Source organism: Streptomyces sp. NPDC047042, from assembly GCF_040644035.1.
Lineage (GTDB): Bacteria > Actinomycetota > Actinomycetes > Streptomycetales > Streptomycetaceae > Streptomyces.
Genome location: NZ_JBEYVP010000055.1, coordinates 1 through 13,186 on the forward strand (window position 1 = coordinate 1; position 13,186 = coordinate 13,186).

Annotated in this window: 13 protein-coding genes and 1 pseudogene; 8 read left to right on the forward strand and 6 right to left on the reverse strand. The window is 68.7% G+C overall.

The window, feature by feature from the left end:
• Positions 1-282: 282 nt before the first annotated feature.
• Together ABZ855_RS42650 and ABZ855_RS42655 are read left to right on the forward strand one after the other, a co-directional pair.
• Positions 283-582 carry a hypothetical protein gene (locus tag ABZ855_RS42650; RefSeq protein ID WP_360817482.1) on the forward strand — a complete coding sequence of 100 codons (300 nt, stop codon included), beginning with the start codon at positions 283-285 and terminating at the stop codon, positions 580-582.
• The gene (locus tag ABZ855_RS42655) at positions 579-1,049 is read left to right on the forward strand and encodes a hypothetical protein (RefSeq protein ID WP_360817485.1); all 471 of its coding nucleotides are present in this window, start codon (positions 579-581) and stop codon (positions 1,047-1,049) included. Before ABZ855_RS42650 ends, ABZ855_RS42655 begins: the two co-directional genes overlap by 4 nt.
• Positions 1,050-1,075: 26 nt before the next feature.
• Here ABZ855_RS42655 and ABZ855_RS42660 read toward each other — a convergent pair whose 3' ends face one another.
• Positions 1,076-1,906, reverse strand: a complete 831-nt coding sequence (locus tag ABZ855_RS42660) for a DUF2637 domain-containing protein (protein ID WP_360817487.1) — start codon at positions 1,904-1,906, stop codon at positions 1,076-1,078.
• 687 nt (positions 1,907-2,593) lie between these two features.
• Here ABZ855_RS42660 and ABZ855_RS42665 point away from each other — a divergent pair.
• The 4 genes from ABZ855_RS42665 to ABZ855_RS42680 all read left to right on the forward strand — a co-directional run bounded on the left by ABZ855_RS42665 (position 2,594) and on the right by ABZ855_RS42680 (position 7,165).
• Complete coding sequence (locus ABZ855_RS42665) at positions 2,594-4,426, forward strand: 5'-nucleotidase C-terminal domain-containing protein (protein WP_360817490.1); 1,833 nt, start codon at positions 2,594-2,596, stop codon at positions 4,424-4,426.
• A gap of 528 nt (positions 4,427-4,954) precedes the next feature.
• A complete protein-coding gene (locus ABZ855_RS42670; RefSeq protein WP_360817493.1) occupies positions 4,955-5,869 on the forward strand; it encodes a hypothetical protein in 915 nt (304 codons plus the stop codon).
• A gap of 1 nt (position 5,870) precedes the next feature.
• Positions 5,871-6,524, forward strand: a complete 654-nt coding sequence (locus ABZ855_RS42675; RefSeq protein WP_360817496.1) for a hypothetical protein — start codon at positions 5,871-5,873, stop codon at positions 6,522-6,524.
• 71 nt (positions 6,525-6,595) lie between these two features.
• Positions 6,596-7,165 carry a hypothetical protein gene (locus tag ABZ855_RS42680; protein ID WP_360817499.1) on the forward strand — a complete coding sequence of 190 codons (570 nt, stop codon included), beginning with the start codon at positions 6,596-6,598 and terminating at the stop codon, positions 7,163-7,165.
• Positions 7,166-7,214: 49 nt separating this feature from the next.
• Here ABZ855_RS42680 and ABZ855_RS42685 read toward each other — a convergent pair whose 3' ends face one another.
• From ABZ855_RS42685 to ABZ855_RS42705, 5 genes and pseudogenes are all read right to left on the reverse strand, one after another.
• On the reverse strand, positions 7,215-8,438 hold the full coding sequence (locus ABZ855_RS42685) for a hypothetical protein (protein ID WP_360817502.1): 1,224 nt from the start codon (positions 8,436-8,438) through the stop codon (positions 7,215-7,217).
• A gap of 261 nt (positions 8,439-8,699) precedes the next feature.
• Positions 8,700-9,074, reverse strand: a pseudogene (locus ABZ855_RS42690) (GntR family transcriptional regulator); the annotation flags it as partial.
• Entirely contained in the window at positions 9,067-9,861 is a 795-nt protein-coding gene (locus ABZ855_RS42695) for a hypothetical protein (RefSeq protein WP_360817504.1), read from the reverse strand. The gene ABZ855_RS42695 and the pseudogene ABZ855_RS42690, both read right to left, overlap by 8 nt.
• Before the next feature lie 187 nt (positions 9,862-10,048).
• A complete protein-coding gene (locus tag ABZ855_RS42700; protein ID WP_360817507.1) occupies positions 10,049-10,999 on the reverse strand; it encodes a CU044_5270 family protein in 951 nt (316 codons plus the stop codon).
• Complete coding sequence (locus ABZ855_RS42705) at positions 10,992-11,618, reverse strand: RNA polymerase sigma factor (protein ID WP_360817509.1); 627 nt, start codon at positions 11,616-11,618, stop codon at positions 10,992-10,994. The genes ABZ855_RS42700 and ABZ855_RS42705 overlap by 8 nt, the downstream gene beginning before the upstream one ends.
• 217 nt (positions 11,619-11,835) lie before the next feature.
• Between ABZ855_RS42705 and ABZ855_RS42710 the strand changes: the two genes are divergently transcribed.
• Together ABZ855_RS42710 and ABZ855_RS42715 are read left to right on the forward strand one after the other, a co-directional pair.
• Complete coding sequence (locus ABZ855_RS42710) at positions 11,836-12,201, forward strand: peptidoglycan-binding protein (protein ID WP_360817512.1); 366 nt, start codon at positions 11,836-11,838, stop codon at positions 12,199-12,201.
• A 126-nt stretch (positions 12,202-12,327) separates the two neighbouring features.
• Entirely contained in the window at positions 12,328-13,131 is an 804-nt protein-coding gene (locus tag ABZ855_RS42715; protein ID WP_360817515.1) for an N-acetylmuramoyl-L-alanine amidase, read from the forward strand.
• Positions 13,132-13,186: the final 55 nt, after the last annotated feature.

The following is a 13,186-nucleotide window of genomic DNA, read 5'->3' on the forward strand; positions in this document are numbered from 1 at the left end:
GGAGTGTCTCATTCCGTCCCAAAACCGGCGGCTGACCAGCGACTACGCGCTGTTTCGGCAACTGTTGCCAGCCTTTTGGGAAGCTTGTGGGGGGCGAGCCGACCCGCTGGTTCCGTCCTTCATGCCACTGTGACCGCACATGTGCCCGCGCTCGTAGCCCGCAATGGACCCCGACAGGTTGACTGTCACGCATGGTCACCGCGTCGGCAGCCCGGGCGGCACCCCGGATGCGGATCAGTCACGGGCTCTCGGCGTCGTAACACCTGGTGTTACGGTAATGGCATGGCGATTGTACGTTTCTCGATCAGCATGCCGGCCGAGGTGCGTGACCGGATAAGGGAGCACGCCGCAGCCGCCGGACTCGACGTTTCCACGTTTCTGGCGATCGCCGCCCAGGCGCAGATGGATCAGCAGGATCGGGTGAGGGAGATCTTCGAGCCCTTCCAGAAGGCGCGCGCGGAGGCCGAGGAGCAGGCCGGTGCGGGTGTCTGGGCGGGCGACGACATCGAGCCGACAGAGGCGGAACAGGCGGAGGTCGACGCGATTCTCGGCCGTACACCGCGCGGTGAGGCTGCCGCGTGAACGTGGTCGTGTACGACACGGGCATGCTGGTGGCGCTGGTCGGCCAGGACCGCCGGGCGCACATCCTGCACAAGGGGTTCGTCACGGCCGGCGGGCACAAGCCGATCGTCGCTGGTCCCGCACTGTCGCAGGCATGGCGGACAAGCCCGAAAACGGCCTACGCGTGGAAGCGTCTCCTCGCCGATGTCTTCGTGTACCCCGTTGACAGGACCCGGTACGCCGACGGTCTTCCGCCGCGCTGTCTCCCGTGTGCGGGCGGAGTGAACATCGAGGGCTGGAAGACACTCGGCGACATGATCGGTTCTGCCGCACTGCCGCCGAAGAAGCGCCCCGACCCGGTGGATGCCCTGGCCGTCTTCATCGCGGCAAGTCACGGCGGAGGCAGCGTTCTCACCTCCGACCGCGACGACATCGATGCGTACGCCGCCACACTGTCCGGCGGCAACGTCCTGGCCGTGGCCGTTTGACGTGCCCGACCGGTGTCCCGCCCACATCATGGTGCTGGGACGTCGGTGTCCGTCGGTTCTTTTTCACAGGGGTCGTGCAGTGGGGGGCGCCTCGAACGATGGCGGCGCGTCGTTCGTCGGGGTGCCCGTGTCAGGGTGATCTGGCGGACGGCCTGGTGGAAGCACGCGAGAGCAGAGATCCCCGGCAAGGCCGCTGATGTGATGTCGAGGAAGGTTTTGGGCGCCTCGTCGACGCACAAGAGGATGGCGATCGATGAAAAGAGAAGGATCACGCACCAGGAGTGCATTGTGCGGCGCTGATGCAGTGCGGCCCGGAGGACGGACAGTGAGGCGACCAGCCAAGGTCCGTACACCAGCAGGGGCCACCACGCCACGATGTCGCTCTGCATACGGGACATGGCCATGACGCGCAAAGGATCGTAGGCGGCCATCCCGCTGAAAAAGCTTACCGCGGAGGCGATGATCGCCGTCAGCGTGGCAATGAGGTAGCTGGTGGTTTGGAACGCGCTCAGGCGCTTGCGCTCACGAACCTTGCGGTGACCTTGGCTGATTTTCCGCAAGGGCGGAATTTCCGCCGTGATTTCTTGGAGGTTCCACAGGGGCGTGTTGGCGGTCGGGGTCGTGATGGATGTCTCGTCGCGGGCTGCGGGGATTCTCGGGAGCTGATCCGCCATGGCGTCCTGGAGCACCCAGGCCAGTTCTTCGACCGGATCCCAGCCCGCGTCCGGTGGCACCAGAGGTGCCGAGAAAACCTCGGTCGTGGGCGGGTGTCGGTGGCGGCCCGTGCCTCTGTCGCTGGACATCCGCAGGTCATGGGCGGAGTGCATTCGGGGATGATCGAATTCTTCGTCGTACATGACGCGGCCTGATCATTCCCTGCCTTAGAAGGCGTGCAGACCTTGGAATCTGGCCCATCGCCGGGTGAGATCAGCTTCTAGTGTGCTCATCACGTCCAGGAATTCCCGCAGAAGGGGTTCGGTGACCGCCAGTACGACTGGAAACCCACCCCGCGTCAGTGTGCCGTTCGTGGCGGCTGATGAGTGTACGGGGGCGGGGTTGTAGCTGTAGGGCCCCAGCGTCACCGTCACTCCACTGGCTTTCCGGATCTCCCTCTCTTGCTCGGCGAGAGGGTGTCGGAGCCGTTCCATGGTTGCCTCGGTCATGTCCCAACTAACGTCGTTTCCTTTCAACGGATGTGCGGCGAAACGGGTGAAGGAATTCTGGGTAATTATTTTATCTAGGGGTCATTCGGGCTCGTATATTCCTGTACGAAAAGCGCGATATGACTCCTGGTTGATCAGCGAATATGTGAGGTTGCGAAATGGAATGAATGTTTCTTCTTGTGGCTACCGTATGAACAGGAGAGGACTGGTCCTGTGCGTGGCCGAGACGGGGTGGGCGGGACGTCCGGGCCCCCTCCCGTCGCCGTTCCTTCGGTCGAATTGACCGGGACATGGCCTGTCATGGACTGCTCTTGGTTCCTGGACGGCCGGTGTGCGGCCACGATCTACGCGTGTAGCCATCGACCGCTCAGGAGTTCCCCCATGCCCATCTCGCCCCTGAACCGCCGCCAGTTCATGCACAAGTCGGCGGTCACCGGTGCCGCCGTTGCCGCCGCCGGGACCGTCGCGGCGGCGCCCGCGCAGGCCGCCGACCGGGTCGACGGCGCGCACTGCAAGCCGCCCCGCACCTGGTCGTTCTCCATCCTGGGCACCACCGACCTGCACAGCCACGTCTTCGACTGGGACTACTACACCGACGCCGCCTATACCGACAAGGCCGGCAACTCCGTGGGCGTCGCCCGGGTGGCCACGCTCATCAAGCAGCAGCGCGCGGAGAAGGGCGAGGACCGCGTGCTGCTCGTCGACGCGGGCGACATCATCCAGGGCACGTCACTGGCGTACTACTACGCGCGCGTGGACCCCATCACGGGCGAGAAGGGCAAGCGCGGCCCCGAACACCCCATGGCCGTCGCCATGAACGCCATGCGCTACGACGCCGCCGCCCTCGGCAACCACGAGTTCAACTACGGCATCGACACCCTCCGCAAGTTCGAGAGCCAGTGCCGTTTCCCGCTGCTCGGCGCCAACGCGCTCGACGCGAAGACCCTGCGCCCCGCCTTCCAGCCGTACACCGTCAAGCGCATCCGGGTCCCCGGCGCACCGGACATCAAGGTCGGCATCCTCGGCCTCACCAACCCCGGGATCGCCCTGTGGGACAAGGACAACGTCGCCGGGAAGATGGCGTTCACGGGACTCGTCGAGCAGGCGAAGAAGTACGTCCCGCGTATGCGCGCCCTCGGCTGTGACGTCGTCTTCCTCACCGACCACTCGGGCCTGGACGGCAGTTCGTCGTACGGGAACGAGCTGCCGTACGTCGAGAACGCGTCGAACCTGGTCGCGGAGCAGGTGCCCGGGATCGACGCGATCCTCGTCGGGCACACGCACACCGAGGTGTCGTCGTACACGGTGACGAACAAGGAGACCGGCAAGGACGTCGTCCTCTCCGAGCCGTACTGCTACGGCATGCGCCTGACCGTCTTCGACTTCGAGCTCGAACTCGAGCGCGGCCAGTGGAAGGTGACCAGCACGAAGGCGAAGACCCTCGACCCCAAGGGCGTCGAGGAGGACCAGCAGATCACCAGGCTGCTCAAGGCCGACCACGACCTGGTGGTGAAGTACGTCAACACGCCTGTCGGCACGTGTACGGCGGACCTGTCGGCGGCGGAGGCGTGCTGGAAGGACGTACCCGTCATGGACTTCATCCACCAGGTCCAGATGGCGACCGTGGCCGGCGGCCTGTCCACCGCGGACGCGGCCCTGCCCCTCATCTCCGTCGCCGCGCCCTTCAGCCGCAGCGCGGACATCCCCAAGGGTGACGTCACCATCCGCGATGTCGCCGGGCTCTACATCTACGACAACACCCTGTACGGCAAGAAGCTGACGGGTGCCCAGCTCAAGGACTACCTGGAGTACGCGGCGAAGTACTACCGCCAGGTGCCGGCGGGCACGGCGGTCGACACCGCCACGCTGACGAACGCCAACAACTTCTGGGACTACATGTACGACACGGCCGCGGGCGTCGACTACGACATCGACATCGCCGCGGCCGAGGGCTCCCGGATCAAGAACCTCTCCTACAAGGGCGCGCCGGTGGCGGCCGACCAGGTTTTCGTCGTCGCGGTGAACAACTACCGCGCCAACGGCGGCAGCGGCTACCCGCACATCGCCGCCGCCGACATCGCGTACAGCTCGACGAACGAGATCCGCCAGCTGATGATCGACTACGTGACGACCAAGGGGTCCTTGGACCCCGCCGACTTCGCCGTCACCAACTGGAAGCTGACGCAGGGCGGGACGCCGGTGTTCGCGGGCTGAGCCTCAGAAGCCCAGCTTCCACTTCTGGTAGCCGCCGTCGTTGCAGCCGATGGCGTAGGCGGCTCCGTTGTAGTCGCTGTCGGCGCAGGTCTTCGTCCACACGTTCAGGAGGCTCACCTGGTTCCAGCCGAACGTGCTGAGGCACAGGCCGTTGCCTTGTTCTTGACCTGGACGAGGTTGTAAGTGGAGTGGGACTCGTAAATGACCTCCCAGGTCTGGTGGTCGTCTCCTGTCTGACAGGGATTCGTGTAGACGCGGCCCACTCCACCCTCGTCGCCGGAGGCGGCGTCCAGACGCGGCCCGTCTCCCAGTTGCGCAGGAAGTTCGCAGCATCGCAGCGCTCCTGCCAGCGATAACGTCAAAGGTTCGATGGCTGCCCCGCGGGTCATGAACGCTGCCCGCTCTCCTCTCCCGACGACGACCTCCCGTCCGGCCAGCACTGATCCCCACTAAAGAAACGCTTGCGTTTCGATCGGGGGCGACGTAGCTTGTCGGTACGAAACCGTTTCGTATCGATGGGAATACGCGATGACGACCTCACCAGTGCTCCTGGCCGTCGCTCTCTCCCTCGTTTCCGCGCTCTGCTACGCCACCGCCGCCGTGGTCCAGGAGCGGACCGCCGCCGGAACGACCAACCTGCGCGGCGCGCTCGCCCGGGGGTCCTGGTGGGGAGCGGTGCTCCTCAACGGCGGCGGTGCGCTGCTGCACGTGGTTGCCCTGCGGTACGGGCCGCTGAGCCTCGTACAGTCCCTGGGCGTACTCACCCTCGTGGTCGCGGTGCCCCTGGGCTCGCTGGTCGCCCGCCGCCGGACCTCGGGCACGCAGTGGCGGGGCACGGCCCTCACGCTCACCGGTCTGACCGCGCTGCTGACGGTGACGGCCTCGGGCGGCACGCCCGACACCCTGAGCACGACCGGCCTCCTGGTCGTCGCGCTCGCCGCCGCCCTCGTCATCGCGGCGCTGGTACGCCTGGCCTCGGGCCCCTCCTCGCAGGCCGGCCTCGCCTTCGCGGCGGCCTCGGGCATCGCCTCCGCGGTCGGCTCCACCTTCGCCCAGAAACTCGCCGTCGGGACGACGCTGTCGTGGGACGCGGCGCTGGTCGCGGCGCTCACCGTCGGCTTCGCCGCGGGCGGGCTGCTGCTCTCCCAGAAGGCGTACGGCAGCGGCCTCGGCGGTCCCCTCGCGCTGCTGACCCTCGTCAACCCGGTCGCGGCCTCCGCCATCGGTGTCGCGCTGCTCGGCGAGGGGTTCCAGTACGGCGCGACCGGCACCCTGCTCGCCCTCGCGGGCGCGGTGGCGGCGGGCCGGGGGGTGGTCCTGCTCAGCAGGCCCCAGCATGAACGTCCCGTCCGCAGCGAGGCGCGTGTCTCGCAGCTGCGTCCTGCCCCGATCCTCACCGGCTCCGGTGTCGGCACCGGCGTCGGCACCAGCCGGGCGGCCTGAAATGGAGAACACGAAGATGATGATGATGACGACGACGACCATGGCGATGCCCGCGATGCCCGCGATGCCCGCCGTACCCGCGACGATCGTTCAGTCGCGGCCGTCGGCGGCCATACGCCCGGCGGGACTCGTGGACGTACCGGCACTGGTACGCATGATCGCGTCACCCCTGCCCTCGCCCACGCGGAGTGCCATGCGGCTGGTGCTGGCGCACTACGCCCTCGAGGAGGGCCGGATCTGGGTGGCCGAGCGGTCGGACGGCGGGCTTCTCGCGGCTGCGGTGTGGCTGCCGCCCGGGGTCGGGTCCGAGCCTCCCGACACCCGCTTCAGCAGTCTGCTCGCCCGTGAGCTCGCCATCGCCCCGGAGGAGTGCCCGGCCCTGCCGATGTGGCTGAAAGACGTCGGGCCCGAGGAGCCGCACTGGAAGGTGTTCGTCGTCGGCGCGCTGGACGACACGAGCGCCTGGGACCACACCGTGGCCGCCGATCTGCTGGCTCCGGGCCTGCGTGCCGTGGACGCCGACGCCATGGACGCCGTAGCGATCACGATGTCCCCCAGGCACGGGGACCAGCTGCGGTCCCTCGGGTTCCGCGGGCCGCGCGAGGTGGCCCTGGGGCCGGACGCGAGTGCGTGGCTCACGAGTCGACGTCAGTGAAACCACGCAATCGACTACGCAACTGATGAGCCGGGCGCCCGTGCTCGATCTCCACTGGCTAGCCTCACCGCATGCCTATCACCGTTGAGCAGTTGGCCGGATATGTGGACCGGGACCTGGACGCCGACCTGGCACGATGGTTTCCTGACGCGCCGCGGGCCGACATCCCGGCGTCGACCCGCCCGGTCGAACCGTTCCTCGCCAGGCTCCCGGGCGACGCCGCGACCGCGTTGGCCGGCTTCGACCGCAGGGTCCGGTCGGGAACCGTGCCGGCAGGCTTCCTCGACATATACGACTGGTCGTACGCCTTCGACTTCGCCGACAACGACTGCCAGATCCTCGACTCCGACTACGAGACGGAGCTTTCCGACGACGACGTGTGGTCCATCGGTGCCGACGGAGGAGGCAACTACTACGTCGTGCTCACCAACGGGCGGGTCGCGGTGTGGTTCCACGAGGAGGAGGTCATAGAGGACGAGACGCAGTTCGACAACCTCGACGTCTTCCTGTGGTCGGTCGTCCGATACCGCGCCGTACGGGCCGGAGTCCTCGAACTGGCAGAGGTCGAGGCCGACTTCCGCGCCCTCGGGCAGCCCGGAATGCTGGCGGAAGGGACCGGCCTCCTCGCCTCGCTGGTGTGAACGGACATGCGTCGGCATGGCCAGCGCCGGGCACAGGGCGTGCGGGGAGTCAGAGGCCGAAGGGGTCATTCCTGCCGGCGGGCCGGATGACGGGGGGTTGATTGACGGAGTCGTCGACGCTGGGGAGTTGGGGGGCGGAGTCCTGAGACTCGGGGGGCTGGTGTTCGGCGGCGTCGGTGCCGGCGTCTGCGGGGGCGAGGCGTTTGACCTTGCGGCGCCGGGTCCTGCGGGGCTGGGGGTCGGGATGCTGCGGGTCGGGAGGCTGGGTGTCGTCGGGCTGGGCGTCGGGATGCTGCGGGTCGGGAGGCTGGATGCCGGAGGGGTCGGGGTCGGGAGGCTGGATGCCGGAGGGGTCGGGGTCCGGAGGCTCGAGGTCGTCGGGGGAAGGTGCGTCGTCGATGGCAGCCCGTATGCGTTCGGCTCGTTCCGCAAGGTGCTGCCGGGTCACGTCGAGGACCGGATCGCCGGTGTGTGAGGACAGCGCCTTGAGGTGGTTGTCGGCGGCCTGGTAGGCCCAGCGGGCCCAGTCCCGCCTGGAGGCCTCGTGGTCGTCCCGCAGGCACATCTCGGCTTCGTCCAGCGCCGTACCCACCGCCACCGTCAGCAACTGGGCCTGCGGGACGGTCAGGGAGCCCGGCCTGTTGGTGAAGGCGTTGTGGAGCTCCTCCCGTGACGGCAGCAGGATGCCGGCCACCGAGGTTCCGACGGAGAGCACGGCGGCCGTGATGCCGCCCGCGACCGGGAGCAGCAGCGGCGCGCAGGCCACGGCGGTGGCAGTGGTGACGAAGGGCAGCAGACGGCGGGAGACGCGCAGTACCCCGCGGACGAGGGCGTGGGTGTGCCCGTGGGTGCCGGTGTGCTGGGCGTCGGCGATGCTCCGGCTGATGTCTGCCAGCGCCTCTCCGGCGTCGCGCAGTCGAGCTTCCGTTCCCCCTGCGGTGAGGTCGAAAGCGGCTTCCGTCAGCTGACCGAGCAGGACGGGGAGGGCGGGCAGGGGTGGGGTGACGTAGCCGGAGTGGACGAGCAGGGCCGGCACGGCCAGCCGCAGTGCGGTGGCGATCTCCCGGCTTTCCGGAAGAGGCCGGATCGCGACCGCCGCCGGGAACCGGGCCAGGACATCGATGAGGGTGCGGGCGCTGTCCAACAGCTCCTGGGCGGACCGCACATGGACGGCGGCGGGATAGCTGTACCGGTGGCTGACGGTGAGGTTCTGGCAGCGCTGGACGAAGTCGCTGTAGGCGACCAGCACATCATCAGGTGTCGGGTCCGGCATTTCTGTCCCCCTGGCTTTGGTGTCAGGGGTGAGTGTCCGTACAGGTGTCCTGGTTCGTCCAGATCTGCTCCGGCCACTTCGTGCTCTGATCGGCAGGTGGAATTCGGTGTGTTCCGACTCGTCGAACACGACCAGCGGCACGGCCGCGTCGATGCCATGGGCGGACCCAACGCTCTATGACGTACGGCGACTTGTGTCGACGTCGGCCGTCTTCGGGCCGCACGCGCCGCTGGCGACGGTGGCCGGTGGGGAGGCGGGTGCCGGGTCCAGGGCGTCACGGACGGCGGTCAGGATGTCCTCGGTGTCGGCGCCGAGCGCTCGGGCGGCGGAGGTGAAGTCCCGTGCCAGAGTGGTGAGTTGATCCGCGTCGTGGGTGTGCGGCCCGGACGGGAGGGTCGCCACCCGGGTGCCCGCGCCGCGCCGGGTGCGGATCAGTTCGGCGGCCTCCAGTTCGCGGTAGGCGCGGGCGACCGTACCCGGCGCCAGACCGAGGTCGGTGGCGAGCTGGCGCACGGTCGGCAGGCGCTCCCCCGCGGCCAGCCGGCCGGTACGGATCAGCGCGGCCAACTGCGCGCGGATCTGCTCGTACGGCGGTACCTGGCTGGTGGTGTCGACGCGGACGGTGGGGTCACTCATCGTCGAAGTCCCCCTCGCCGGCTGCCTCGTCGTCGACCGCCCGGGGTGCCACCACGGTGACCAGCGACCACCCGAAGGTGAACAGGCCGAGAAGGCTGAGGGGACTGATCGCCGCGATGGTGGCGGCGCCCAGCGGACCCGCACAGGCCTCCTCCGTGAGCGCGACAAAGATCATCAGTACGACGAGCAGCACCTGGCTCGACACCAGCAGCCCCCAGGCTCCGGTGATCGCCCAGGCGCGGTCGCGGCGCTGCTGGTCGTCGCCCTGACCGTGGGTGATGCGACGCAGGGCCCAGACGCACACGGGGGTTCCGACCGCGAGGGCGGCGAACATGGGGCCGCTGTAGTACAGGCCGGGCCAGGGTCCGAGGGAGGTGCGCATCCCCTCGCAGGTGACGTCGAGGACCCGCCCCGCTCTGCCGGCCTTGCCGGGATCGGCGGAGGCCGTGACCGCGCCGATCACCAGCAGGGTGATGAGGGACGCGGCCTGCAGAAGAATCAGAGGCGCCATCCGGGGCGGCACCTGATCCCGGACCAGACGCGGGGCGAGACTCGCGGTGCGTACCGCTTCCTCCGGGCGCAGGGTCAGGGCGTCACCGAGCAGGACACCGCCCACCGCGCACAGGCCGAACGCGGTGATGGCGAAAACGAGGGGCATCGCGATGTCGTCGCTGTCCATCGCGATCAATTGCTGCGCGACCACGATGCCGATGGCCAGACCGGACCAACGGGCGTAGTACTCGGCGTGGTCGAGGAACCGGGACTGGAGCGGGACGGTGTCGAGCATATGGAGATCCCCCCAGATCATCGAACATCTTGTACCAAGGAGTGGGTACAAGATGCCCCGGCCGGGATCTTGTGTCAAATGCTCGATACAAAAGGCGAGTTCGATGGGACGGCGGCGGGTGCACGCCCCAACTGCTCGACGCCGGGGTGAGGTTCAGGGCGTCGAGCGGTTGCGATACGACAGAGCGTCAGGGGCGTTGCATCACCCGGTCCACGACGGCGTCGACGGCCACGTAGGACCACTGCTCGTAGGTCTTGCCTCCTGCGCTGCGCTGATCGCGCATGCCGAGGTACTGATACGACTTCGCGTCGAAGACCAGCACCCTTCCGCCGTCCGCCCAGGGAGTGCCGGGCGGGCCGATGTACTGGATGCCGATGCCCGGGCGGCCCCCCGCGTCCGTCCGGCCCGGCAGCACCTTGACGCCGGGGACGGTGGCGAGTGCCTCGAACGCGGCGGGGCGCAGTCCCTTCGGCAGAACGGCCTGACGGAGTAGGCCGGAGAGGTAGAACTGGACGAACGGCCACTCGTCGGCTGTCACCGGTCGGCCGTAGTCCGGCTTCCCGACGAGGTCGCGCAGTGCGATCGGCAGCCTGCCCGGGTGGGTGGGCAACTGCTTCAGCTGCGACCATCTGCGCGGCGGCCAGATGCGCTGCCCCGGCTGGTCCGGCGGGACCCACTGGGTGTGGCCCAGCTCGCTGACGTAGGACTTCTTGGAGCCGTCGACCGAATTCCAGCTCTCGTCGACGTACGTCCTGCTCCGGCCGCCTCCGACCGGCGTCTCCTCGATGATCTCCTTGGTGTAGATGAACTGGTCGTCGCGCGGCGCGATCGGCATTTCGTGACTGCGTTCCTCGGCCGCCGCCGTTCGCAGCACGGTGGCCGCGCTCACGGTCTGGGTGTGGGGCGAGGTTCCCGTGTTCTGTGCGACCACGACGGTCGCGGTGACCGCCGCAGCCGCTACGGCGGCCACCGCGATCCGCAGCAGCGGGCGGCGGCCGATGGCCGTGGGAGCGGCGGACAGGGGGGCGGTGGGAGCCTGCATCGCCTGGAAGAGGCGGAAGCGGACACGGGTACGGACGGCGTCGGTGAGGGGAGGCGCGTCCGCGTCCCACTCCCTCAGGAGATCGAGTTCATTCATCGTCGGATTCCTCGGATTCCTCTCGAAGAGCACTTGGATCAGATCCGCCCAATGCCTCGCGAACCTTGCCGCGGGCTCTGTGCAGCCGCGACCGGACGGTGCCCACCGGCACCCCGAGGGCGCGGGCCACCTCCTCGTAGCCGAGGTCTGCCCAGGCGACCAGCAGCAGTACGTCCCGGTGGCGGGCGGGCAACCGGGCGAGGGCGCCCGCGAGTTCGCGTCCCACCGCCTGTGCGCTGACCCGCGCCGCCACCCGGTCCGCGACGGCCTCCTCGGCCCGGCCGCCGGTGGCATCCGGGGGCAGCCGGCTGAGCGCCTTCAGGCGTCGGGCCTCGGCGCGTCTGTGGCGGCTGATGAGGTTGGTCGCGATACCGAACAGCCACGGGCGGGCGCCGGCCTGCGCCGTGTCGTACCGGAAGCGCTGCTGGAACGCGGTGGTGAAGGTCTCGGCCATCACGTCCTCGGCCGCTTCCGCACCGAGCCGGCGTGCCGCGTATCCGTACACCGAGTCGGCATGGCGGTCGAAGAGCGCGGCGAATGCCTCGGGCTCGTCCCACGACCGTTCGACCACCGAGGCGTCACTGTCCTGCCCCAGCCTGACAACTGGCTCGACGGTCACCGGGCCTCCTTTCGTCGATTCGCCCACGCTGAAGTCCTGGGCTGTCACGGGTACTTCGCCGATGCCGGGAATCCGGTTCCGCACGCGTCGAGGAGCCGGGTCGGGTGACGGCCCTGACCTGCGTTCTTTCGGCCTGTTCGAAACTCGTGGACCGGCGTCGTCCCACCGAGCAATCTTTACTTCCGTCACAGGAAACGCACACCTCGGGAGAGACGACATGCGCACCAACCGTTCAGCCCTCGTGCTCGGCACTCTCGTACTCGCCGCCGGAGGAGTCCTCGCGGGAGCGCCCTCCGCCGGCGCCGCCGCCGCCGAGAGCAACTGCAACTACATCGCCGACAGCGCCCGGCCCACGGTTCACCCCGGCGACAAGGGCAACAACGTCCGCCAGGTGCAGTGCCTCATCAACTTCTACAGCAACTACTCCGAATACCTCACGGTGGACGGGGACTACGGCCAGAACACCGCGGCCGGCATCTTCTACGTGCAGACCTGTAACGGCACCACGGGCGGCGCCGACGGCATCGTGGGTCCCAGCACCTGGTCCCGTCTCTACAGCCCCAAGGCCGCCTGCGCGCTGTAGGCCCGTAACGGCGCTCCTCCGTTCCACCAGCTGTCCGCTTCCGTTCGAAAGATTCCTGGGATTCGAGGGATTCGAGGGAGCGGACAGCTTCGACCGGCCCGGCCCCCCCACAGAAGGAATCCCGCGATGACGGACCCGAACCCCGCAGATTCCCGACGCCCGGCCCACTCGGCCCACCCGGCCCAACCGGCCCACCCGGTGCCCTTGGTGCCGCGCCGCGTGTTCCTGGGTGCCCTCGGAGCCGCCGGAGCGTTGAGCGTCGTCCCCCGGCTGCCCGCCTCCGCCGCCACCTCCGCAACCTCCGCCGCCTCGGCCGCGTACACCTTGCTGTCGCGCACGGACTGGGGCGCGGACGAGGCCCTGCGGTACGCCGCCGACGGTACGGAGATCTGGCCGCCGGAGTACTACCCCGTCCAGACGCTCACCGTGCACCACACCGCCGACGGCAGCACCGATCCGGATCCGGCCGCGGTGGTGCGGGCGATCTACCGCAACGACACCGTGGGCAAGGGCTACGGCGACATCGGGTACAACTTCCTGATCGACAGGAACGGCCTGGTGTACGAAGGGCGTTGGTCCGGAACCGACGGTACGGCCGCCCATGACGCGACCGGGCGGATGGTCACCGGCGCGCACGTCCAGGGATACAACAGCGGGAACCTCGGGATCGCCCTGCTGGGCACGTTCACGACCACGCCGCCGACGACCGCCGCGCGCACAGCGCTCGTCCAGCTCCTGGCCGACCTCGCGGGGCGCCACGCGCTCGTCCCGACGGGTAAGGTGCTCTACCGCAATCCGGTGAGCGGAGTCACTCGCGCGGCGCCCGTCATCGGCGGTCACCTCGACTGGGCGGCCACCGACTGCCCGGGCACGATCTGGTCCCAACTACCCGCTATACGCACGGAAGTTGCCGCCCTGACAGCCGACTGACGGCTCGGCCCGTACACGTCATTGTCATCATGGGGCCGGTGGGGCATTCTCAACC